The sequence below is a fragment of the Salegentibacter sp. T436 genome (genome assembly GCF_001932675.1).
GTDB classification, from domain to species: Bacteria; Bacteroidota; Bacteroidia; order Flavobacteriales; family Flavobacteriaceae; genus Salegentibacter; species Salegentibacter agarivorans.
In genome coordinates, this window is the sequence record NZ_CP012872.1 from 2,584,981 (window position 1) to 2,611,194 (window position 26,214).

Below are 26,214 nucleotides of genomic sequence, written 5' to 3' on the forward strand. Positions count from 1 at the left end.
GGTATCTTAATCTATAAAACCAATATAGACATTTTCTGCTTCAATTTTTACCGGATAGACTGCAATTTTGTAATCTTCACCATTAAGATTATTCCCGTCTTTTAAGGAAAATGTTTTTTTGTGCATAGGGCAGGCCACTTTGGGAATTCCCTCTTTATCGCCAATCATTCCGCGGGAAAGAACCATTTCCAATTTATGCGGACAAAGATTTTGGCAGGCATACCATGTGGATTCCCGGGCAAAATTAAACACCGCAATTTGCTTGTTTTTATATTTTATACAGGCACCGCCATTTTCGGGAAAATCTTTGGCTTTCCCCACATTCACCCATTTGAGCACTTCTGGTGCAGTTACACTTTGATACTGAGCTAATAATTCTTGCATGGCTTTTAAAGTTTGAAATTAGAAGTTGATTTGAAAAAGGAAAATTTAAGTCCAGGCCTTAGGCATTTTTTGGTCTCGAAGCGGGACATAACTAATATTATCATCACCTTCATCTGAATTGACAAAGTGTTTAAAACGCTTCATCATTTCAGGATCTTCAATTGCCTGCTTCCATTCGCATTCGTAATTGGTTATTAGACTCTGCATTTCTTTTTCAAGATCTTCGGCAATTCCTAAAGAATCTTCAACTACTACTTTTTTTAGATGTGCAATTCCACCGTCTAATTTCTCCAACCAGGGCGCAGTTCGCATAAGTGGCGCGGCGGTACGTATGTAATACATCAAAAATCTATCAAGGTATTTTATAGTGGTTTCATCGTCTAAGCCTTCAGCGAGTAAAATTGCGTGTTTTGGGGTGGCGCCTCCATTTCCGCATACGTATAAATTCCAACCAGATTCTACAGCAATAATTCCAAAATCTTTTCCGCGTGCTTCAGCACATTCCCTAATACAGCCCGAAACACCACCTTTTAATTTATGAGGAGAACGCAGACCGCGATAGCGTTCTTCAATTTGAATGGCAAAACTTACGCTTTCATGCATCCCAAAGCGACACCAGGTAGAACCTACACAGCTTTTAACGGTTCTTAGCGATTTTCCGTAGGCGTGGCCGCTCTCAAAACCGGCATCAATTAATTCTTTCCATATTTCGGGCAGTTGATGCAATTCGGCGCCAAAAAGATCTATTCGTTGCCCACCGGTAATTTTTGTGTAAAGGTCAAATTTCTTGGCTACGGCGCCTATAGTCATTAATTTATCTGGGGTAATTTCTCCGCCCGGAATGCGTGGAACTATAGAATAAGTTCCATTTCGCTGAATATTGGCTAAAAATTTATCATTACTATCCTGGATAATCACCTGTTTATTGGCAGTTTCCATAGTAATACTCGCAAAAATTGAAGCCAGAACCGGCTTACATTTTTCGCAGCCATGTCCTTTTCCGAAAAGATTTAATGCTTCATCAAAATCTTTTACTTTATTAATCTTTACCAAATCAAAAAGTTCCTGGCGGTTAAAATCAAAATGTTCACAAATCACCTCTTTTACTTCTTTTCCGAGAGATTTCATGGTAGCATTAAAGAGATCTGTTACCATAGGTTTACAACCGCCACAACCTGTAGAGGCTTTAGTTTTGGCCACCACATCTTCCATAGAGCAGCATTCTCCAGCTTCCAGTGGTTTACAGATATCTCCTTTTGAAATAGCTTCGCAGGAGCAAATTTGTGCAGAATCTGGTAACTCGGTTACCGAACCAAGGCTTGAGTTTTCGCCCCCGCGGCTTCCCAAAATAAGATCTTCAGGATTCTCTGGGAGTTTCATCCCATTGATATATATCTGGAATAAATTCTGATATTCTGAAGCATCGCCGACTAAAATTCCACCGAGAAGTTTTTTGCCATCGCGGGATACGTTGATTCGTTTATAAATTCCGCTTTGCTTGTTTTCGTAGGTAATGGCAGAAACTTCTTCATTTTCAATAAACGGATCGCCAAAACTGGCTACATCGGTGCCAATTAATTTTAGCTGGGTAGACATATCTATATGAGCGGCCATAGTTTTATCGCCCCCACAAATTTGAGAAACGGCAACCTCAGCCATATTATATCCCGGCGCAACAAGACCGTAGATAGCGTTATTATAAAGCGCAGCCTCCCCAATGGCATAAACGTTTGTTGCTGAAGTTTCCATCTTATTATTAACAAATATGCCACCGCGCTCGCCAGTTTTAAGTCCTCCAGATTTTGCAAGTTCATCCCGGGGCCTAATTCCGGCAGAAATAATAAGCATATTGGTCTCGTGCCTGGAGCCATCGGAAAACGTAAGCGCATCAATTTCCTCTTTACCGCTAATTTCTGAAGTAGCTTTATTGATTAAAATTTTAATACCTAAATTTTCTATTTTACGAATAAGGGTATTACTACCAGCTTCGTCTAATTGTCTTGGCATTAACCGGGGCGCAAATTCTACCACGCTGGTTTCAAGACCAAGTTCTTTGGCTGCGTTTGCCGCTTCCAGGCCTAAAAGTCCGCCGCCTAATACAGTGGCTTTAGATTTATTGCTCTTCTGAAGTTTTTTTGCATAGGTTTTTATTGCATCTAGATCTTCTGTAGTACGATACACAAAAACCCCGGCTTTTTCTGAACCTTTTATAGGTGGAATAAATGGGGAAGAACCCGTTGCCAGTACAAGGTAATCGTAGCTTATTTTTTCACCTTTATAGGTGATAACTTCTTTTTCTTTGGTATTAATTTCTGAAATAAGCGAAGAAGTACGTAGTTTAATTTCATGATCTTTATACCAGCTTTTGGACGCCAGAAGTAATTCATCTTTTCCTTTCTCAGAAAAATATTCGCTAAGGTGAACACGATCGTAAGCCGGACTCGGTTCTTCCCCAAACACCTCTATTTGATAGTTTTCTCTATCAGGTCTGGTTACCAGTTTTTCACAAAATTTATAACCAACCATCCCGTTTCCTACTACAACTATTTTCTTCATAACTACGTAAGTTTAATTCAAATTTAAATAAAAATACGTATTAATACGTATTGAATTGAATTTTCTGCGTAGAAAAACGGAATTAAGAAAAATAGCCGCTTATAAATAAAAAATCGGTATTATTTGAAGTTTATAATGATTTTTAGTGAAATCTAATAATTTGAAGGGTGGCTTAGTATTTTTATTATTACCGATTATTTTTAGAATTTGTTAAAAGTTTAATTAAGAATCGAGATTTAAATGTTCTAGGCTTTATCTCGAAATTTAATCAATGTTTCCCTATAAGAGCTTCGGGAGCTTGGTTCGAGGTAGTTTATTTTTGATAGAGAAAAAGCTACAAAAAGAATGAGCCTGATAAGTTACCGGGCTCATTTAAAAAATATTTCAAATTATCCAGAGTTTATGTGTTACTTTCTGGACTATAATTTTTTACTAATAATCAGAATAATCGGTAGGATATAAATAGTGAATATCTATTTTAGAAACATTGCCTTGGTATTCGGGAATAGCTTCCATTTTCTTCCATACGGGTGAGTTGCCAAAGCTTTCCCAGTGCTCATCTCTCGATTCCTGGTCGCTAAATGTTGTGAGGTACATAAGATTTGGCATATGGGGCCCTGCTATCACTTCACCATAAAATACAGCATTAAAATCCAATTCATCAAAAAGCTTTATTTCCCCTCCTTCATTAAACATTTTTATCTTATTCTTCAGCAAAGCTTCGGTTGAGGATTGATAACTTCTTAGTTCATAAACCCGGTCTTTTTTTGGCCCCTCAATTGCTGAAGGTTTCATTACCGGCATATCTTTAAATGCTTTTAGCAAAATGGTACTCATCCTTTTATAAGGTGGATTATCATTTGAACCCGATATATAATCACCATCTTTTTGCTGAAAAACTTCTGAATTCTGAAAGGCTTTATTTTTTGACGCAAATTCCTCTAAAGAAGTATAAGGAATCAACACATACAGTTTATTTAGGCTGTCGGCCTTGGGTTTGAAAACACCAATATTTTTCACTCCTAAATCCTTTAAGCCGGGGAGTAGTGCGTTTTGAAGGTAATTTTCGGTCTTTTCTACCTGATCGTGGTTTTCAAATTCATAAACCTTGAGTTCATAATATTCCTGTTCTTGAGCCTGGTTCACCAAAGGAGCGATAATTAAAAGGAACAGGGGAAGTAAAGTTTTAAAATTGGAAGAATATTTCATAATGATATATTTAAAAAGTCAGGAAATGGATTTTAGCAAAGTAAAGGTTTTTAAAATTATCAAAAAAAGCGGCTGCTATCTTGTTTCCTAATACACAGGCATAAGCTTATTGTTTTCGAGTTTCTTCCTGGGTATTCTTTTAATCACTTGGTGATTACCTAATTTTTAATCCCAATCCAATAGGCGTTTTTCCCCTTCTATATTCTTAATATCTGTAATATCCTGAGACATTTCAATTACACCTTTATAATTTTTCTGAGCATCACGAACAGCAAAATACCTGATGTAGATAAGTCGACCTTTAAAATTAATCCAGAAAGATGATTCACTTTTAGTTCCTTTTCTAAATTCTTCCAAAATTTTTAAAACAGTACCTACACTTTTTGGAGGATGACAAAATTTTACTTCACGGCCAATAATACCCGCACTTCTGGGAAATACACGTTCTTCTCCACGATTGTAAAATATCACTTTATCATTCTCATCTACATAAGTAAGGTCTAACGGCATAGTTTTAAGAAGCAGGTTTACCTGTTCTACCGTCATATAACCTTCATCGTAATGGGCGGTATTCTCTAGCGAAAATGAAAGCTCTCTTTTGGTGAAATCCTGGCTGGGATGTATATATTCCTTATTAGGAAAGGCTGGTGGAATCTGCGGTAGCATCCAACCTATTTCTTCTTCGCCCGCACGTACTTTGGTCCAATCTTCTTCCGTTAGTATTTTTAGAGCGTTTGGAAATAATGTTGTTTCTTCAATTAATAACAATCTAAAAATTCCGCTGATAAGATATTGTACGTCCTGATCTATTTCTTCTATTTCCCTTGCTTCAATTTTTTTTCGCAATAATCTAAACTGCTCTCTTAAAGTGTCGTGAAAAGACCACATTCCCTGTGATGGGCCGTTCCATCCTTTTTGTTCCAGGAAAGGAAATAGTTGGTTCTCTTTTCTCTCAAAACGTCTTTCTATAGATTGCAACTGATTGAAAATATTATAGAACTTTTGATATTCAGCCGTGGGATTTGTATTTTTTAATTCTTCAGTAAGTAATTTTATCAATTCTTTTTCCTGAAAATATACACTTACCGGGTGTCCTGCAGCGAGTTTAGAAGTATCAATCGTATCATTCATTTTTGTAAAATTTAATTTTTACAAAGAAAGATTTTAAGGCATACACAAATTTATGATCGCAATCACATTGCAGAAATTTGTATAAATAGCTGTAATAGCTGAATTTTTCACTGTAGAAAAATTCAGAAATGATAAGAAATTCCTTTTTCCTGATTAGGGTCATAAATCGCAGAATAAAATCCTATTAATTTTACTCTATAATCGAGATTAAATGCTTCGGGGTTTACTTTGCAAATTTCTTAACCGTTTACGGTGAGTGCCTGGGTTTGCTGGGAGGTAGCTTAATTCAATTATATTCTTCTGATAGTTTCAGAAGATTAGATTTTCAAAAGTTTCTGAATTCTTTTTTCTCTAAAAACCATCATAATGAGTGTGTTAACGGAAAATAAATTATCACTACAAGAAGAGATTTCAATATTAAAAAAAACGAAAAATGCCGTTATCCTGGCTCATTATTATCAGGAACCGGAAATCCAGGAGATCGCTGATTTTGTCGGAGATAGTCTGGAGCTGGCCAAAAAAGCTGCTACCACAAATGCTGATATTATTGTTTTTGCCGGCGTACATTTTATGGCTGAAACTGCCAAGATCCTGAATCCGTCCAGAAAAGTTCTTTTACCCGATCTTAACGCGGGTTGTTCTTTAGCTGAAAGTTGTCCTCCTGAAGCTTTTCAGCAATTAAAAGATCAATATCCCAATTACGTGGTGGTCACTTATATTAATTGTTCTGCTGAAATTAAGGCAATGAGTGATGTGGTTTGTACCTCCTCTAATGCCGAAAGAGTGATAAACTCCATTCCTTTAGATAAGCCCATTATTTTTGCACCCGATAAGAATCTTGGCCGGTATTTAATAGAAAAAACCGGCAGGAAAATGTTACTCTGGGATGGCGCGTGTATTGTTCATGAAGCTTTTTCTATAGATAAATTGTTGGAATTGTACGCAAAGTATCCTTCGGCTAAAATTATAGCTCATCCGGAATCCGAAGAACATATTCTTAAAATTGCAAATTACATAGGGTCTACTTCTGGAATGCTCAATTTCGTAAAATCCAGTAAGCAGGATACTTTTATTGTAGCTACAGAGGCAGGAATTCTTTATCAAATGCAAATGGATGTACCTGATAAAACCTTGATACCGGCACCCGCAAAAGAAGATAATAGCTGTGCTTGCAGTGAATGTGCTTTTATGAAAATGAACACGCTACAAAAATTATACAACTGTTTAAAGGATGAATCGCCCGAAATAGTACTGGCTGAGAGCCTGATGAAAGCTGCTCACAGACCAATAAAACGTATGATGGAACTGTAAATTATGAAAACAGATGTTTTAGTTATAGGTTCAGGAATTGCCGGGTTATCATTTGCAATTAAGGTAGCTGCAGCAAAACCTGATGCCATTATTCACGTGCTTACAAAGAGTAATAATGATGTTGGTAATACTACTAAAGCGCAAGGAGGGATTGCGGTAGTACTCGATAAAATAAGGGATAGTTTTGAGCAACATATAGAGGACACCATGAAAGCCGGTAAAGGCATAAATGATCCCGAAGTCGTAAAAATGGTAATTTCTCAGGCTCCGGAGAGATTGTACGAACTTATTAATTGGGGGACCAGCTTTGACGCAAATGAACTGGGAGAACTTGAACTTGGACTGGAAGGCGGACATTCACAAAAACGAATTGTTCATCACCAGGATCTTACAGGGAAGGAAATGGAGACTAAATTGCTTCAAAAAGCAGCATCTTATTCAAATATTATTTTTTGCGATCATTATTTTGTGACCGATTTAATTCTGAAAAAAGAAAAATCTATTACAACCTGCATAGGAGTAAGGGCGATAGACAGGCAAAAGGCTGCAGTGGTAAGCATAAGCTCTCGCGTTACATTTTTGGCCACCGGCGGAAGTGGAAGAATATTTCAAAATACTACAAATCCTTCAGTTGCAACAGGAGACGGAATTGCAATGGCGTACAGAGCGGGCGCAGCAATATCAAACATGAATTTTATTCAATTTCACCCCACAGCCCTTTATACTAAAAACCAGCATTCTTTGTTCCTTATTTCTGAAGCGGTTAGAGGTTTTGGGGCATACGTAATTGACAGTGCCGGAAATAGATTCCTTTTTAAATATGATGTTAACGGAGAACTGGCAACCCGCGATATAGTTTCTGAAGCAATTATGAGAGAGCTGCAACAATCTGGTAAAGAATCGGTATTTCTTGATTGCCGACACCTTGAAACAGAAGCTTTCAAAAGTCATTTTCCAACCATTGTACAATATTGCCTGGATGAAGGGATAGATTTTAAAAAAGATCTTCTCCCTATTGTGCCGGCCGCTCATTACCAGTGCGGTGGAATTCAGGTAGATAAATTTGCCAGGACTAGCATTAATAAACTTTATGCCTCGGGGGAATGTGCACACACCGGTTTGCATGGCGCCAACAGGTTGGCTTCAAATTCTTTGCTGGAAGCTCTTGTATTCTCTCATCAGGCCGCAGGTAATGTGGTAGAAAAATTGGATTCAATCCCGTTAGAGGAATGTGAACAGGAGGTGATTTTTCAAATTGATGGAAGCAAAGAAGAAAATGATATTCTAAATAATTTCGAAAAAGAGCTAAATCGACTCATGAGCTATAATTTGCTTTATACTTCCGAAGAAAATGAAAAGAAGAGAGTATTTTCGAAATTGAAATTTTTAGATGAAAAACTTGAAAAATTATATAAGAATAGTAATCCGGAATTTTTTGAGCTAAAAAATATGATTCAAACAGCCATCATCGTGATTCAACATGCAATTAGAAGTAAGTTTTTTTATAAATAGGAAACTGAAAAACTTTCTAATTGATATTAACCTATCCATAATTTTCAAAAAATTTCAACTTACATACTGCCCTGGGTTAGGTTGTATAGGTTATAGCCAAATAAAATGAGGATGGTAAGCAAGGCAATAACAGTAGGAATGGGAATATTATTTACCTTTAGAGGAATATGAAAAGGAGCTTTTTTCTTATTTTTTCTGTTTTTATAACGAAACATTAATAATGAAAAATTCACCATTCCAAAAACAATAAAAATAAAAATATTACTGATACTGGCTACCATTTTTAAATCTCCTAACAGTCCGAAAGCAATAGCTAGAATTGCGATGGCAATAATGGCGTAATTTGGAGCATTTCCTATACCTGATATGGTTGTAAACTTTTTTAACCAGGTTACCCCGCTATCCCGGGCAACATCATAAAGTAATCTGGAAGTTCCCAATATATTGCTTAAAATGGTTTTGCTCGTGGCAAAAAGAGCCACTACAACCAGCCCTGTAGCGCCAAGCCTGCCCCATTTAGTTTCTATTACAGCAGCCAGCGGTCCTTCAGATTCTGCAAGTTTTTGCCATTCTAATACACTTACGGAACTTATGGCAATTAGAACATACAAAATAAGTACAGCCAAACCACTTAGAAGTACCCCTTTGGGCATATTCTTTTCAGGATTTTTAGTTTCTTCAGCCATTTTTACCAGATCTTCGAAACCTATATAACTAAAGAAAATTAAAGCACTACCGGCTATAATTCCATTCCAGCCAGAATCATTAAGCTTGGTAAGATCTGTAGAACCAAACTCGGGAATACAAACTACAATAACGGCGGCAAGTCCCGCCAGGGTTATTACAGTAGCAACCGAATTATAATAAGAACTGTATTTAGCGCCAAAAATATTGAAGAGGGCCATTAACGCAACTATGCCTATTACAATTATCCATGCCGGGAAATCCCATAATCTATTTAAGTAACTGGCAAAGCTAATAGCTATGGCAGCGGCGGCTACCACACCGGTAAATACCATAAAAATAGACATAAAAAAAGCCGGCTTTTTACCCAGGCTTTGTTTAATATATTCAAAACTCCCACCGGAATCTGGAAACCGACTAACAAATTCGGCGTAAGACAATCCCGTTAAAAGAGCTACTGTTGCAGCTATAATAAAACTTAGCCAAAGCATATTGCCGCCAAGTGCTGCTGCTTCTCCTATAATTGCATAAATACCGGCACCTACAATACCACCAATCCCGAACATTAAAATGTCCCATAATCCCAGGGACCTTTTTAGTTTCTTTTTTCCCATACTTACAATTTATATTTATTGTAAGAAATGACTAAATGTTTTAACGTCATCTAAGGAAAAAATAACATTCTATTTAAATTTTACGAAATTTTGGAAACGTAAGGATTTAAAATGTAATGATCTATGTGCCCTTATAAAAACCAGTATTGGAGTAAAACTAAGTTACTGCATGATAATCAATAAAAACTATAGATAAATGATAAGTGAAAACCAGGGCTGGATAATAATTAAGAAATTTCTTCTAAAATCTCTTTAGCATAGCTTTTTGATATGGGAATGCGGCTGTTATTAATAATTATTTCTTTGCTATTAAATGCAGTAACACAATCTTTATTGATTACATAGGAACGATGTACTTGCAAAAATGATAGAGAATTCATTTGTTCCAAAAAATCTTTAATACTGGACCTTATTAATTTTTCAGAATCTTTTAAATGTAATATTAGATATTGATCTTCTTTCTTTGCATATAAAATCTGATCTTCAGAAAGGATGATTTTTTTGTCTTTATCCTTCACTATTATTTGTGACTTATTTTTTATTTTACTTACAGCTAATTCAACAGCAATATATAAATCCTTATTATTAAGGGGTTTTACCAGGTAACTTGTTGGTGTTGTAGCAATTGCTTTTTTTATGGTGTCTACATCATTAAAAGCTGTTAAATAGATGAGAGGAATATCTAACTGGTTCCCTAACCATATCCCTGTCTGCGGGCCTTCTACTCTAATATCTAAAATAGCAATATCTGGTTTTAAAAGGGCAATCTCGGCGAGTGCGGTTTCTGCATTTGTTGCCATCCCACAAATTTTAAAGCCTAAATCTTCCAGTGTCTGTTTTAGAAGCTCCTGGGTTATTATTTCGTCTTCTAAAATATAGATCTTTATGCTATTCATTTTTCGAAAAATGTAAGATTAATTTAAAATTAGTAGTGTTTTCAATCTTTAATTCTCCTTTCAATTGCCTGTTCATCATTCCTATAATTTTCATACCCATAGTTTGTTTCTGGGTTGCCTGTTGGGTAAAATTACCATTGTCCAAATATATAAATACATACTTTTTATCCCTCTGCTGAAAATTTATGAATATTTCGGGATTCTTGGTTTGATGAAAAGCGTGTTTATTTGAGTTATTTATTAGTTCATTTAGTAAAAGTGAAAAAGGGGTGGCTTGAGTGACGCTTAAAATGGAACTGTCTATATCTAGATGATACGTAACATTAGTAGGAAAAAGCTTTTTGTAATAGGCAACACAGCTTTCTATATTTTCTCTAACAGAAATAAGATCCTGGTTGCTTGAATTATATAACAGATTGTGAATACCTGCGATAGACTCAATCCTGCTTTGGCTATCCTGTAATTTTACTTTTAATTCTTCGTTTTTACTGTTTGCCATTTGTAAGCCTAACAGCCCGGAAACAATTTGAAGATTATTCTTAATTCTATGATGAATTTCTAACATCATAGTATTTTTAATTTGCGCTTCGTTCAATGCAATTTTATTTTTTGTAAATAATTTCTGTTTTACTTTATATTGGTAAAATAGAAATAGAACAGAAATGACAACAAAAAGGAGAATCAATAAAATAAACCACCAGGTTTTATAAAAAACTTCTTTAGAAATTACTTTTAGAACTATCGTTTCTCCTATTTTTTCTTTAGAGGCACTGTAGGCCTCAACTTCTAAATTATAAACTCCTGCTGCCAGATTTGCGAATAAAATTTCTTTACCAGCGTAGGTGGTAAACCAGTCTGAGTTACTTCCAATATTTAATAAGCGATACCGGTACGTAATATCCTGAGGGTTTAGCTGTCCAAAAACAGAGAGTGTTGCAGAAAATCTTCTGTATTCTGAAGGCAAATCAATCTTACGAGTATTATTTAAAAAGTCTGGAGAAGTGTTAACTTCCCAGCGATCGTTTTCTGAATTAAAAAATGAGATTGAAGTAAATTGAGGTTGTGCTTTTAAATTACTTTCAACTAACTCATCTGGCTTAAAATAGCTAAGCCCTTTATTACTTCCCATTAAAATACTACCATTCTGTTCATCTTTATAGGTACTAAACCTATTGCCTTCTAGCTCATAAACGCCATCTTTTGTAGTATATCTAATAATTTTTTTTGAAGATGGGTTTAAGGATACAATCCCGGCATAGGTATTTAACCATAAAGTTCCGTTGTCATCTGCAACCATCCCAACAATGGATGCATTTAATGCATCTTTATAAAGCAGATTTAATTTTTTAGTTGTTGTATTGAATGTATAAATCTCACCGAACTTTGTGGAAACCAGAATGCCATAATCTTGCAGATAGTTTATAGATAGCAAGTGATCTGTTTCTACATTTTCAAATGAATAGGTATTAAATTTCCCGTTCTCGTATTCAAAAATTCCCTGAGCAGTGTTTGCAAAGAGGGCGGTACCATCTGTAGCAAATTCCTTTACTTGTATAGCCTCGGTATTTGCAATTTTAGTATAGCTATTTTCTTTAAGACTATATTTATAAATTCCACCTCCTGGATCTGCCGTAAATAAGGTGTCTTTTAGTTTTATAATTATTCCGCTATATATTTCTATCGTTTTGTCCTGAATTACCTCATAATTTGAATTCAGGGTATATAGATAATCAGAGTCCGCAATTATAAGATTGGTGTCTTTTCCATTGAAAATACTCCGGGAGTAATTAATGTTTAACTCGTTAGAATCGGATAGAATTTTTATTCTTTCTTCTGTATTTTCTTTTACGTCGATCTTGTAAAGCCCTTCTTTATCTGTTGCTATGATATACTTGTTTTCTTCCAATTTTTTTATTGACCGTACACTTTTATCTTTTAAAAAAGTTTTGATTTTACTTTTTATAAAAGAATAGGATTCTAAGGTGTTCCCGTCGAGTATTATCAGGTCTTTTTCAAAATCCCTGTAAGCAATTCCTGATATATTTTTTACTTTAATTGTAGTAAATAATTCATTTTGAAAATCTTTAAGGCGATATAACTCCACTGCTGTGAAGTCTCCGTCAATTTCAGTGGAAAAGCCATAGTTGAAACCTGAAGTAAACTGCAGTTTTTTATTTCCGCTTAATACACTATCAGTATGAGGTATTTCTACGAATTTTTTAAATTCTTTATTGAATTTGAAGACATTCTTATAGTTATCAATATAGGTGTAAAAGGCATCACTGACTTTAAAAGGGGGCTGTATTATTGTTGGATAAAAATTAATTCTATTTGTGGCTTCAAAATCACTTTCGGCTATTTTTTTTATGAACTTTCCCTCCTTATTCAAAAAAACGCCCTCTTTTTTGGTTTGTAATTTTATCAGGGTAAAGTCATCCATTGTGATTGGCTCAGCCAGAACCGGTTGAGCAACCGGTCTTTCAAAGGGTAAAGAATCAATAAACCTTAGACTTAACTTATTAAGTGTGGCACTATAAAATTTATTATTTGACGTAAGAACAATACGGCTTGAATCTTCAGCAGTGTAGGCTTTTGAAAATAAAAAGTTTTCGTTAAGCTTATTATATTCTTTGACAGCTTTAAGCGCTAAGGTTTCTGTATTGATATAAAATAATTCAGCTCGAGCAGCCTGATAATATAATTTTAAATAAAGTCCGTGGTCCTGACCTTTAAAGAAATAGCCATCTTTAATTTTTTTATTAAAGGTTTCAGGTAATTTTAATGTGAAGAAATTAGCCCCATCAAAACGTTGAATAATAATTTCCTGTTCTCCTAAAATATATTCGTTTGAAAGTTTGTTCTCGCCTAAAATCCATAGCCATCCGTTGGTATCGTAGATAGAGTGGAAGGGATTAGAGGTTAAATAACCTTCTCTAAACGAAAAGGTATTTTTACTAACCAATAGAGAATTATCTTCCTGACACCAAAGTGTAACTGAAAAAAGGAAAATAAATACAGCAAATAATTTTTTCAAATTTTGATTTAAAGAATATTAGATCAAATGTAAAGAAGCATTATAGTTTTTTAAGTAAAATATATAATTATTTAAAAGAGCTATAGCTATAACACTTCAATATTAAATCAATTAAAATTCTTTATGAAGAACTTATCTGTTTTAAAGATGTAAAAAATACGTTCATTATGTTTAAAATACTCGTTCACGACAAAAAAGTGGCCGTTCACGACATTTTTTTTAATCCTTTCTGCATCTTTTCTACTTTTGACGGGAAGCGTAAATATCCAACTAAAAATAGTCATTGATAAAATAAGTAATACCTGGGATATTCGAAAAGTTACTCAAATTATTATGGCCATTGTTTAGGATCAAATTAGAAGATGTTGAGTAAAGACTTCACATCTATTGAAGGTATAGAGAAGATATTCTCTAATTAATAATGAATCTTAAAAAAATGGGGCGAAGTAACGAATTACCAAATTCTCTCACATGGAGAGAGAAGGCTCTTTTAGAGGAGCAGGTATATTTAATTAATTATAACAAATATGAAAAATCACTAAAAGATAAGTTCAGTAGCATAGTTAAGTAGTTAGAGCTAGAAACTTTTTAACGATATAATTTGGGGATTAATTCGATGCATGTTTTTTAAGTATTTTTATTTGGGGATAGGAATACTTAGGTGTTAAGCATAAAGAATATGTTTTCGGATTAATTTTAAAACCTTTCCGTTCGCGGAAAGGTTTTTATTTTTTATATACTTTATGAATTTAATGTCACCAGAAGATGGGTGATTCAAACCCGCCTTTTTTTGACTAAATAATAGCCTTCCTCAATTGTCAAATTTTTTAAGTTTGGAGCAGTGAACAGCGCTAAATCTGATTTGAACCTACAAGCAAATTTTGTAATTCACATTAAAAGCGGTTAGAATTAGGTTGGAAAACAATCTATCGCTTTATATTATTACCAGAACTAATTTTCGTTTTTCTTCCAAAACTTGAGTTTTATAAATTTCTCTTTATTCCCTGACAACAGAATGAAATTTCGGTAAAGCTATCCTGTTTTTTTTATTAAAAATTTTTTAGGTGAAATTTGATTATAATAAGAATTTTCTAAAAAAATGAAAAAAAATGTATGAGGTACATTTATTTAGAAATAATATTTATATATTCATTTCCTAATAAATCTGTTAACTTAATATTAAATATTGTTTAATGTGATTTCCCACTGTTTATCTGAGCTAAATTTTTTACAAAATTTAGCTTATCCAATAAAAGATCACAAGCTATAAAACTAATTTTTTAATAACTATTTCATTCTTGTTTTTACCTACAAGTAAGCTAGACTTGAATGTAATAGGAGGAATCGGATTGGAGAATTCTGGTTATCGTTTTCAACTAAATAAATATATATGTTTAAGCCCCTCATAAACGTAGCATTTGGAATTATTTTAGGAAGTTTTATATGTACTTCACAAAAATCACGTCAATGGCAACCCCTCTTTAATGGAGAGAACTTAGATAATTGGGAAGTTAAAATTCGCGGATATGATCTTGGTGAGAACTTCGGTAATACTTTCAGAGTAGAAGATGGGAACTTACAAATTAGATACGATCAATATGACGGGGGGTTTGATAATAAGTTCGGACATATATTTTATAAGGAGTCTTTCTCCTCTTATCTCATAGGAGTGGAATATCGCTTTATAGGCGACCAGGTTACTAACAATCCAGGTGGTTGGGCCTATAGAAATAATGGAATTATGTTACATGGACAGGAGCCGACAACTATGGGCAAAGATCAGGACTTTCCTAATTCAATAGAAGTCCAATTACTTGGGGGTAACGGAGAAAATGAACGATCTACTGCTAATCTTTGTACTCCTGGAACCCAATATATAATGAAAGACAAACTCATAAAAACTCATTGCAAAGAATCTTCTTCTCATACCTATCATGGAGATCAGTGGGTTCGGGTAGAAGTGCTGGTGCTAAGAGATTCATTAATGGTTCACTATGTAAACGGGGAAGAGGTAATGCGTTATAGTAAGCCACAAAGAGATGATGGGGAGCTTTTAAAAGAAGGTACAATTTCGTTACAAAGTGAAAGTCATCCTACTGACTTCCGAAAAGTAGAAATTATTGATTTAAGTGAGTATGAAAATAAGCCAGATAAACTTCAAAAAGTGGTAAAAACACTTATCAGTGAAAAGCGAGTAGCAGGTAAGTAGTAGTAACCGTTATAGTGTTCCTCTAAGTTTATGAAATTAGAAAAGTTTTTACGAAATATAGCGTCGGGTCTTACTCTGGGATTAATCATTATAATCCAGGGATGTGAGAAACCTGGTATGTTTACAGAAATGTCTTCTGATGAAACAGGAATAGTGTTTTCTAATGATATTACAGAAGATGGACATAATAATATAATGACTTATGAATATACCTATAATGGAGCGGGGGTAGCAGTTGGAGATCTAAATAATGACGGCTTGACTGATATTTATTTTATAGGTAACCAGGTGCCAAATAAATTATTCCTTAATCTTGGAGACTGGAAATTTGAGGAGGTTACTCTTCAAGCAGGTCTTCAGGGTAGAAATGACTGGAACACAGGGGTAAGCCTGGTGGATATAAATGGAGATGGCTGGTTGGATATTTACGTTTCCTATTCTGGAAATTCCCCTTCTGAAGGATACAACAAGGCCATTGTAAAGGAGTACTCTTCCAGATCAAACCAACTCTTTATTAATGACGGAGGAAAAAAAGGTGGAACTCCTACTTTTACGGAAAGTGCTCGTGAATATGGAGTCGATGCTCGGGGTACCTTTACTTCTCAAGCCTATTTTTTTGACTACGATCTGGATGGAGATCTTGATATGTTTTTATTGAACCACGCGAATATGTTTTATTCGGCATTTTTTAATGTGCAAAAATTAAGGAGTTTAAGACATCCCTATTTCGGTAATAAATTATACAGAAATGACAATAATAACTTCACGGAAGTAACCGAAACAACCGGGATACATGGCAGCGGGCTTAATTTTGGATTAAGTGCATCAATTTCAGATATTAACAAAGATGGCTGGCCAGATATATATGTAACTAACGATTACGAAGAGCAGGATTTTTGCTATTTGAATAATAGAGATGGGACTTTTAAGGAAATTTCTCATCTCGCCATGGGACAGCTTTCAAAATACGGTATGGGATCAGATATTGCTGATGTTAATAATGATGGTCTCCCTGATATTTTTGTGGCTGATATGCTTCCTGAAGATAATTACAGACAAAAAATTCTGAAAGGACCCGATGAATACAATAAATTCTCCAAAGCGGTAGATAGCGGCTATCACCATCAATATATGAGAAATACATTTCAGCTTAATCGTGGGCTTGCCGAAGATTCAATTCCGCGTTTTAGCGAAATTGCCCAATTTTCGGGGATTTCTAATACAGATTGGAGCTGGGCCACACTGTTTGCCGATTTTGATAATGATGGTTTAAAAGATCTTTTTATAACCAATGGCTATCTACGGGACGTGACCAATCTCGATTTTGTGAACTTCACTACAAGTAAGGAAATATCCGAAGCTAATGCCAGGAATCAAACAGTTGATTTATTACCGTTAATTAGTAAAATGCCTTCTACTAAAATTTCAAATTACTCCTTTCGAAACACTAATGGAATAAAATTTGAAAACCACGCTACAAAATGGGGCCTGGATAAACCCTCTGTTTCTACTGGCGCGGCCTATGCAGACCTGGATAATGATGGAGACCTTGATCTTGTAGTTAGTAATTTAAATGATCCTGTTACCATATATCAAAACAACCAGCAGGAGTCTCATAAGAATAATTATGTTAAAATAAAGCTGAAGGGGGAAGGCCATAATACATTTGGTCTGGGAGCAAAAGTCATCACAACACTAGGAGATCAAAAGAAGCTTTATCATGAAGCCTATTATACGCGAGGATATTTATCTTCTGTTGAACCTCAATTGACAATAGGGATAGGTAAAGAAAAAAACTTAAAAAAGTTGGAGGTGGTTTGGCCAGATGGAAGAGTATCTATTCTTGAAAATATAGATTCTAATCAAGTTTTGACTATTAATCAAACTGATGCGGTCAATAAGTACCAATCACCAATAGACATCGAAACACTTTTATTTAAAGAGGTGACAAAATCATCAGGATTAGATTTTGAGCATAAGGAAAACGATTATGTAGATTTTCTTCATCAGGGATTAGTACCATATCAATTATCCCGTTTAGGAGGTAGAATGGCTGTTGGAGACGTTAATGGAGATGGTAATGATGATGTTTTTTTTGGAGGAGCTTCCGGTCAGTCAGGGCAGATGTATTTGGGAAAAGATAATGGAACTTTAGAGAAAGGGCCAAAAGGGCAGCCCTGGACGGCACCAGAAGATGTTTACAGTGAGGATGTAGGAATACACTTTTTTGATGCTGATACTGACGGTGATCTTGATATGTATGTATTGAGTGGGGGAAATGAAAAACCTGTAGGATCTTCTTTTTATGAGGATAGGCTTTATATTAATGATGGAGCTGGGAACTTTGAAAAAGCAGTAAACTCCCTACCTAATACTTCTTTCAGTGGGGGAGTGGTGGTTTCTACAGACTATGATAAGGACGGAGATCTTGACCTCTTCGTAGGAGGACGCCATAAAGCAAAGAATTATCCTTTCGCCTCGCAGAGTATATTGTTAAGAAATGACAGCCGGGATAGTATTGTGAAATTCACAAATACCAAAGAAATAGCTTTGGAAAAACTAGGAATGGTAACAGATGCCGTTTGGACAGATATTGACAATGATTCCTGGCCAGATCTCTTTATAGTTGGGGAGTGGATGCCCTTAACGGTACTTAAAAACAACAATGGTATTCTTACAGATAAGACCACAGAATTGAACCTGGATAAGACGAAGGGTTGGTGGAGTAGCATAGATGCACAGGATTATGATCTTGATGGAGATATAGATTTTCTTCTTGGAAATGCGGGGCTCAATACTCAATTTTATGCTTCCGCGACAGAACCAATGGTATACTATGTTCAGGATATAAATAAAGACGGGAATTTTGATCCGGTATTGTCATACTATATAGACGGGGAGAGTTACCCTCTCCCAGGAAGAGATGAAATGCTTGGGCAGGTAGCTTCACTACGAAAGAAATATACTTCTTATGATGACTATGCCAGTGCAACTATGAAGGATTTGCTAAAAGCAGCAAATGTAACATCTACTTCAATCCTTGAGATTAATGAACTAAGCTCGAAGTATGTAGATAATCTTGGTAATGGTAAGTTTAATTTAACCTCCCTGCCAGAGATGTCTCAATTATCAATGATCAATGCTTTTGCCTTTGATGATTTTACTGGTAATGGGAAGAATGATATCGTAGCTCTTGGAAATTTTTTCCCTTATAGAGTGAATTTAGGAAAATCTGATGCATCAAAGGGAGTTCTTTTGAATGTAATTGATAAAGAAGTTACCACTAATAACCAATTTTCGAGTTTATGGTTATCCGGAGATATTCGAGATGCTAATCTTATGCGCTTCAATAATGGAGCAAAAAGGTTAGTCATTTCCCGCAATAACGATAAGGCCAGTATATATAAATACAATTAAGAAGCACGAATTTAATATATCGTGATAGAATTAAGACCTAATAAATTATGGATGCATATTACGTATTTACTAAAACGTTTAATTAAAATTCTTCCTTATAGATGGATTTAAACATAAATGACCACATTCTAAAATAAGTATTAATTAAATCTGCCCCGCCAATGAAATAAACCAATTTAAACAGAATGCACAAAACAAAAAAAGCTTATGAAAAGAGAAAATTCATTCATTTAATTAACCAGAAACGTGGTCTTATAGAACACTGGATGCGTTTTGAAATTTAAATTTAATATGAATAAATTAATATTTTTTTACTTACCATTTATTATCTGTCCGATGGTAGTTTCCGCCACAGGAAATAGTCCAGGTGAAGAAACGCTATTTTCGGAAGAATTCGTTCCGGACTTAAAACTTCCAGATAAAAATGAATTAATATCACTGGGATATTCCCCTAAAAAATCAACTTCGAAAACCCAACAGACCGTAAGGGGTGTCGTAACAGATCCCACCGGGATGCCTATACCGGGTGCGAATGTAATAGAAAAAGGAACTACTAATGGAGTAGTCACAGACTTTGATGGAAATTATGAAATAACCGTAGGATCGGATGCGGTATTACTTTTTTCCTATTTAGGTTTTTTGACTCAGGAAGTGAGTGTAGATGGACAAGCTACTTTGGAGATAGTACTTCAGGAAGATCAGGCTCAATTGGATGAGGTTGTTGTAGTGGGCTATGGTACTCAAAAACGAGAGAATATAGTTGGATCAGTTGCTACGGTCGGTGGGGAAGAAATTCAAAAATCTGCGAACCTAAATGTATCTAACGCATTAACAGGTAGAATTCCGGGAGTTGTTGCTACCCAGGGAAGTGGTGAGCCAGGCTATGATGGCTCTAATATTAGAATTAGGGGAACCAATACTTTAGGAGATAGTAGTCCCTTAGTTGTAATTGACGGTATTCCTGCCAGAGCTGGGGGTTTTGAACGATTAAACCCAGCAGATATTGCAGATATTTCTGTTCTTAAAGATGCTTCTGGAGCTATTTATGGAGCTCGAGCAGCAAACGGAGTTATTTTGGTTACCACCAAAAGAGGAAGGGAAGGAAAGGCCCAATTATCATATAATTATAATATGGGATTCACGCAGCCTACAGTAATTCCAGATCTGGCTGATGCCGTTCAATACGCTGAGATGAGAAATGACCTGGAAGTTTATAAACTTCCTGTTAATGAATGGGAACCTGCAAATAGTGCCTTTCAGTCCACAGGTGTCTATACCCGACCTGATGGAAATGAAGTATTGGCGCCATTTACGCCAGAGGAATTTGCACTCTTTCGAAGTGGAGAAGATCCCTGGAATTATCCCAATACCGACTGGTTTGGAGAAACTCTAAAAGATTGGTCTACCCAGCAAAAACATAATTTACAAATTAGTGGGGGAAGTGAAGACGTTAACCTAATAGCCTCCATTAATTATCAGGATCAAGATGCCTTTTACAAAAATTCGGCGACAAATTATCAGCAATATGGAATTCGTGTTAATATGGATGCGGAAATTAGTGATTATATCAGCACACAAATTGGAGTATTGGGAAGAGAAGAAGACAGAAATTTTCCCACCCAGGCCGCTTCAGATATTTTCCGGATGTTAATGAGAGGTAGTCCCGTTTCCAATGCCTATTGGCCAAATGGTATGCCGGGTCCTGATATTGAGAATGGTCAAAACCCTGTGGTAATCACAACAGACCAAACCGGATATAACCGGGATAAAAGATATTATTTTCAGACCAACGGGAAGGTAGTAATTGAAGCACCCTGGGTAGAAGGGCTGAAATTTACAGGTACCGCAGCCGTAGATAAATATGTTAGGCAGACTAAAACCTGGCAAACGCCCTGGTATTTATACACGTGGCAGGGGGATTATGAAGATGATGGTGAAACTCCTGCACTCATAAGAGGTCAAAGAGGGCCGGCTGAGCCAAACTTAAATCAGGGAAATGAAGATCAGTTAAATATTCTCTTGGGTGGCGTATTGAGCTATGATAGAGATTTTGGAGATCATGAGATTAATTTGCTCGCAGGGGTAAACCGTGAAACCATCAACAATGAAACTTTTGGAGCTTTTCGAAGGTATTTCCTGTCAACTACAGTAGATCAAATGTTCGCGGGTGGTAGAGAGGAACTCAACAACTCAGGAAGCGCCTGGGAGCGAGCAAGGTTAAATTATTTTGGCAGAGTTGGATATAATTATAAACAAAAATATCTAGCTGAATTCTTGTGGAGATATGATGGTTCTTATATGTTTCCATCAGAGAACCGCTACGGCTTCTTTCCAGGTTTTATGCTTGGATGGCGTATCTCTGAAGAAAATTTTTGGAAGGAGAATGTTTCTGTAGTTAACTTCTTGAAATTAAGAGCTTCCTGGGGGCAAATGGGTAATGATAATGTATATTACGATGATGTGCTTCAGGAATACCAGTACTTTGCTACCTATGGACTTGGTTCATACGTTGCCGGCGGGGCTGTAAACCAAACTCTCTTCGAAAGTAGAGTCCCAAATCCACTAATTACTTGGGAGGTTGCTAATAACTATAATATAGGATTGGATGGACAGATGTTTGAGGGTGCGATTAATTTTGAATTTGATGTATTCTTAAACAAACGTTCTAATATTCTCTGGAGAAGAAACGCTTCTATACCGCAATCAGCGGGGATGACACTTCCGGCTGAAAATATTGGTGAAATTGAAAACAGAGGATTTGACTTTAATATTGGGCACAGTGGTAAGGCTGGTGAAGTTACCTACAATGTAAATGTTAATGGAGGATATGCCAAGAACAAAATTATTTTCTGGGACGAGGCGCCGGGTGCGCCAGAATGGCAACGAACTACAGGAAGAACAATAAATTCCGGTTTGTATTATATCTATGATGGAGTTTTTGTAGATGAAGAAGATATAGCCAGTAATACTCTTGATTATAGTGATATTACTAATACCATCCGGCCTGGGGATATGAAGTACCGGGATTATGATGGAGATGGTTCTATTACACCAGATGACAGAGTACGTCGGGATAAAAACACCACCCCAACCTTCCAGGGCGGGCTTAACTTTGGAGCCCAATATAAAGGCTTTGATCTTTCTGTCCTTTTTCAGGGTGCTGCCGGAGGAGAAATAAGAGTTGGTACTGATGAGGCCGGATCTATTGGAAATTACCTGGAGGAACATTACGATAATCGTTGGACCGTAGAGAATCCCAGTTCGGTTCATCCTCGTATCACCGATCGTGGTAATCAATATTATTCTTATAATAATACCTATTGGCTTCAGAGTACAGACTATATCCGTTTAAAAAATGTGGAATTAGGATATACACTTCCAGTTGAAATAGGGGAAAAGATTGGAATGAGTAGTCTAAGGGTTTACACAAGCGGTTTTAATCTTATTACCTGGAGTGGCATGACTGCCTATGACCCCGAAGTGACCAACTCCATTGGACATTATTATCCACAATCTCGAATTTTGAATTTGGGAGTAGCAGTAACTTTTTAAATATTCTCGAAATATGAAAAATTATAGAATGAAAAATATAGGATATTTCCTGCTCTTACTTTTTGCAGTAGTAGGTTGTAATGACGATTTTGTAGATACCCAACCTTTAGATGAATTCTCGCAATCAGATGTTTGGGTGGATGCAGCCCTGGCAGAGGCCTTTGTACTCGAAATATACAATGGTTTAGGACAGGGAGGATTTGATGAACAAATGATGGCTTCACTATCAGATGAAGCTTTGTTTACACACCCTGGTAGAGGGATTAATACCATCACCGAATCGCGATCTGGACCTGCGGAAAGAGGATTTATAAATTATACGTATAACTGGGGAGACCTATATGGTCGAATTCGTGCGGCTAATATCGCTTTAGAGAATTTGGAAGAGCCTGGTTTTGATGATCCAGATATGGTTAATCAGCTTAGAGGAGAAGCATTGTTTTTACGAGCGTATTACTACCATAACCTTTTAAGGATGCATGGAGGAGTACCTATCGTTGACAAGGTTTATACGTTAGATTCCGAAGACCTGGAGATTCCTAGAAATACATTTGAAGAAACTGTAGAATTTATTGTTTCAGACTTAGATAGTGCCAAACCTTTATTGGAAGGCTTAAATGTAGATGGGAGGGCTAGTATGGAAGCTGCGCTTGCTCTTAAAGCAAGGGTATTATTATACGCAGCGAGTGATCTTCACGATATACCAACAGCCTCGGCTAACTCGTCTGATATTGCCGGTTATTCTAATCCCGAATATCTTGGTTATGTAAGTGGAAATCAACAAGACCGTTGGAGAAGAGCACAGGCTGCAGCCAAAGAGGTTGTAGATTTAAATAGAGGATATAAAATGGATCTAATTGAACCCGTTTCTGCAGAAGAAGGCAAAGAAAACTATATGGCCCTTTCCCTTGGAGGTGGCAGTGTTATGGCAGATCCTGCAGCAGCTACCGAACTACTTTTTGCACGGTATTTTGTAGCTGCAAAAAATGAATCAGGACAACAGATAGGACTTTATAATGGTCCAAATGGTTATCATAACTGGGCGGGGAATGCTCCTACCCAAAATTTAGTAGACCACTATGAGCTCATAGATGGAAATGAGTTTAACTGGAATAATTCCGAACATGCTAATAATCCATATGATAATCGGGATCCACGATTTTATGCTACTATTTTATACGATGGTGCAGACTGGAAACCCCGAACCGCAGATGTGGCTGGTAGTGATCCATTTGACCAAATCCAGACGGGAACTTATGAAGTAAAATCTGGTACCGGAGAAACCATAACACATAATGGTTTAGATACACGTAGTAGTGCCATAGAAGACTGGAATGGAACTCATACTGGATATTATGTAAGAAAATTTACCGATCCAGATCCTGCTATCGTGGATCAGAATGTTCGTCAGCAGATTCCTTTTCCCTTTCTTAAATATACAGAAGCCGTACTTAATTATGTTGAAGCTTCTATAGAACTAGGGGAAGAAGATATGGCTAAAGAATGGCTTAATAAAATTCGTTATAGAGCTGGTATGCCAGCTATTACAGCATCTGGACAGGATTTGATGGAGCAATATAGACAAGAACGTCTGGTGGAGTTGGTTTATGAGGAACATCGTTTTCATGATGCCCGGAGATGGATGATAGCACCCCAAACCCTTGGGCAACAGGTTCGTATTATTGACGTAGAAGGGTTTCTTAAACCGGGAGCCAATATCCAGATATATAGATATGACCCTTCCAGTTATAATTACGAATATGAAGTCAGAGATCTCTCACCGGGAATAGAAAACCGTGAATGGCTCGATAAGATGTATTTCATTGCAATACCAAGGGATGAGATGAATAGAAATGATCAATTGATTCAAAACCCTGGATATTAAACTAAGTGAAAATAAACGTCGGGAATTTAAGATGATAAAATCTTTTCCTGGCGTTTTATTTAAACATATTTAATTTTAAAAGATTTAGATGAAAAATTATATAGCAATTTATATATTATCCTTTTTAATATTCTCCTGTAAAAGCCACGAAACAAAACGGAGTGACACAATCAATCTATTTAATGGGAAAGATCTTTCAGGATGGCATGTGGATGTACCTAAAATGGATGAAGATCCTGGTGCTAAAAGTCCATTTATAATTAGGGACGGCTTATTGGTTAGTTTGGGTGAACCGCAGGGGCATCTAATTATAGATTCAGTATATCAAAACTATAAACTGGACGTGGATTATCGCTTTCCGGGAGAACCAGGAAATTGTGGAGTGTTAGTACATGCATCTACCCCGCGTGCTTTGTATGGTATGTTTCCAAAATCAATAGAAGTGCAAATGATGCACGAAAATGCAGGTGATTTTTGGTGTATAGTAGAAAATGTTGAAGTTCCTAACATGGAAGAGCGTAGAGGGCCCAAGGAAAACTGGGGTATAACAGAAGGAAAAGAACGCAGGATTAAAAATTTAACCGACGATTCTGAGAATGCTTTGGGAGAATGGAATAATATGGTAATTGAAAGCCGTGCAGATACTATTAAAGTATGGGTGAATGGCGATCTGGTAAATGAAGGATTTAATTCTACAGCAAAAAAAGGACATATCGCCTTACAGGCTGAAGGTGCCGAAGTAGAATTTAGCAAAGTAGAACTTACTCATTTATAAACTCAATCCCATTTTCAACCAGTATTTATTTAAGAAGTCAGAAAATTTATAAAGATGAAAAGTAGACAAAACCTGTTTATTTTACTGTTTCTTTTAGTTGTTACAATAGCTTCTTCCCAGGAAAAGCAACTTGAAGATTATACTCAGCAAATAGCAGGATCAGATTTGGTAATTGAAATGGTAGCAATCCCTGCCGGAACCTTTACAATGGGAAGTCCGGAAGGTGAAGAAAACCGCTATATGGACGAAGGTCCTGTACATGAAGTGAAAGTAGACGCTTTCTGGATGGCCAAACATGAAATTACCTGGGAGTTATATAATTTGTTTGTGAACAGGGCAATAGATGGAGTTCCACCAACTGCCAAAGCGGGGGAGGTAGATATAGTAGTAGATGCAGTCTCGGGAGCTACTATTCCTTATGTAGATATGAGCCTGGGGATGGGTACCGGTGAAGGTTTACCGGTAGGAAATGTAACCCATCATGCGGCTTCTAAATTTTGCGAATGGTTATCTGCCAAAACAGGCCATTTTTATCGGTTGCCTACAGAAGCCGAATGGGAATATGCAGCTCGTGCGGGTACTACTACAGCGTTTCATTTTGGAGATAATATAGAAGATTTGGACGAATATGCCTGGTTTTATGGCAATAGCGAAAATTCTTATCATAGAGTAGGTCAAAAAAAGCCGAATCCCTGGGGGCTTTATGATATGTATGGAAATGTAGCAGAATGGACACTAGATCAATACCTGCCAGAAGTTTATAGAACCAGGAAATCTGTAACAATAAACCCTATAGAATTTCCTGAAACTGAATATCCACGCTCGGTTAGAGGAGGCTCTTATTATGATGATGCCGAGTATTTAAGAAGTGCCGCCCGATTGGGCTCACTAGAAAATTGGAAAATGCGGGATCCGCAATTTCCTAAAAGTAGATGGTGGAATACAGATGCCCCATTTGTAGGATTTAGAATTGTAAGGACTCCAAATCCACCATCAGAAACCGATTATGAAAAATATTGGGGTTCACAAACCCCGTAACTTTAAA

The 26,214-nt window shown here is 36.3% G+C and carries 15 protein-coding genes; 8 read left to right on the top strand and 7 right to left on the bottom strand.

Annotated features, from left to right (window positions below; translation table 11 throughout):
• Positions 1-6 precede the first annotated feature (6 nt).
• From nirD to AO058_RS11320, 4 genes are all read right to left on the bottom strand, one after another.
• Positions 7-384, bottom strand: a complete 378-nt coding sequence (gene nirD / locus AO058_RS11305; protein ID WP_075326659.1) for a nitrite reductase small subunit NirD — start codon at positions 382-384, stop codon at positions 7-9.
• Positions 385-429: 45 nt separating this feature from the next.
• Positions 430-2,940 carry a nitrite reductase large subunit NirB gene (nirB, locus tag AO058_RS11310; RefSeq protein ID WP_075326660.1) on the bottom strand — a complete coding sequence of 837 codons (2,511 nt, stop codon included), beginning with the start codon at positions 2,938-2,940 and terminating at the stop codon, positions 430-432.
• Positions 2,941-3,372: 432 nt separating this feature from the next.
• On the bottom strand, positions 3,373-4,149 hold the full coding sequence (locus AO058_RS11315) for an NIPSNAP family protein (RefSeq protein WP_075326661.1): 777 nt from the start codon (positions 4,147-4,149) through the stop codon (positions 3,373-3,375).
• Between the two features lie 165 nt (positions 4,150-4,314).
• On the bottom strand, positions 4,315-5,280 hold the full coding sequence (locus tag AO058_RS11320; RefSeq protein WP_075326662.1) for a DUF438 domain-containing protein: 966 nt from the start codon (positions 5,278-5,280) through the stop codon (positions 4,315-4,317).
• A gap of 366 nt (positions 5,281-5,646) precedes the next feature.
• Between AO058_RS11320 and nadA the strand changes: the two genes are divergently transcribed.
• Both nadA and nadB read left to right on the top strand, forming a co-directional pair.
• Positions 5,647-6,591 carry a quinolinate synthase NadA gene (gene nadA / locus AO058_RS11325; RefSeq protein ID WP_075326663.1) on the top strand — a complete coding sequence of 315 codons (945 nt, stop codon included), beginning with the start codon at positions 5,647-5,649 and terminating at the stop codon, positions 6,589-6,591.
• Between the two features lie 3 nt (positions 6,592-6,594).
• A complete protein-coding gene (gene nadB, locus AO058_RS11330; RefSeq protein ID WP_156858142.1) occupies positions 6,595-8,103 on the top strand; it encodes an L-aspartate oxidase in 1,509 nt (502 codons plus the stop codon).
• A 59-nt stretch (positions 8,104-8,162) separates the two neighbouring features.
• On the opposite strand, the gene AO058_RS11335 is transcribed toward nadB, so the two are convergent.
• From AO058_RS11335 to AO058_RS11345, 3 genes are all read right to left on the bottom strand, one after another.
• Entirely contained in the window at positions 8,163-9,401 is a 1,239-nt protein-coding gene (locus AO058_RS11335) for an APC family permease (protein WP_075326665.1), read from the bottom strand.
• Between the two features lie 227 nt (positions 9,402-9,628).
• Positions 9,629-10,297, bottom strand: a complete 669-nt coding sequence (locus AO058_RS11340) for a LytR/AlgR family response regulator transcription factor (RefSeq protein ID WP_075326666.1) — start codon at positions 10,295-10,297, stop codon at positions 9,629-9,631.
• Positions 10,290-13,331: a histidine kinase dimerization/phosphoacceptor domain -containing protein gene (locus AO058_RS11345; protein WP_075326667.1), complete on the bottom strand. Its 3,042-nt coding sequence runs from the start codon at positions 13,329-13,331 to the stop codon at positions 10,290-10,292. Before AO058_RS11345 ends, AO058_RS11340 begins: the two co-directional genes overlap by 8 nt.
• Positions 13,332-14,721: 1,390 nt before the next feature.
• Here AO058_RS11345 and AO058_RS11350 point away from each other — a divergent pair.
• The 6 genes from AO058_RS11350 (at position 14,722) to AO058_RS11375 (ending at position 26,207) form a co-directional block, all read left to right on the top strand.
• Positions 14,722-15,540, top strand: coding sequence for a 3-keto-disaccharide hydrolase (locus AO058_RS11350; protein WP_075326668.1), 819 nt, complete (start codon positions 14,722-14,724; stop codon positions 15,538-15,540).
• Positions 15,541-15,570: 30 nt separating this feature from the next.
• Complete coding sequence (locus tag AO058_RS11355; RefSeq protein ID WP_075326669.1) at positions 15,571-18,957, top strand: VCBS repeat-containing protein; 3,387 nt, start codon at positions 15,571-15,573, stop codon at positions 18,955-18,957.
• Between the two features lie 291 nt (positions 18,958-19,248).
• Complete coding sequence (locus AO058_RS11360; RefSeq protein ID WP_232228828.1) at positions 19,249-22,509, top strand: SusC/RagA family TonB-linked outer membrane protein; 3,261 nt, start codon at positions 19,249-19,251, stop codon at positions 22,507-22,509.
• 28 nt (positions 22,510-22,537) lie between these two features.
• Positions 22,538-24,394, top strand: coding sequence for a RagB/SusD family nutrient uptake outer membrane protein (locus AO058_RS11365; protein WP_232228829.1), 1,857 nt, complete (start codon positions 22,538-22,540; stop codon positions 24,392-24,394).
• Between the two features lie 88 nt (positions 24,395-24,482).
• On the top strand, positions 24,483-25,169 hold the full coding sequence (locus tag AO058_RS11370; RefSeq protein ID WP_075326671.1) for a 3-keto-disaccharide hydrolase: 687 nt from the start codon (positions 24,483-24,485) through the stop codon (positions 25,167-25,169).
• A 54-nt stretch (positions 25,170-25,223) separates the two neighbouring features.
• Positions 25,224-26,207, top strand: coding sequence for a formylglycine-generating enzyme family protein (locus AO058_RS11375; protein WP_075326672.1), 984 nt, complete (start codon positions 25,224-25,226; stop codon positions 26,205-26,207).
• Positions 26,208-26,214: the final 7 nt, after the last annotated feature.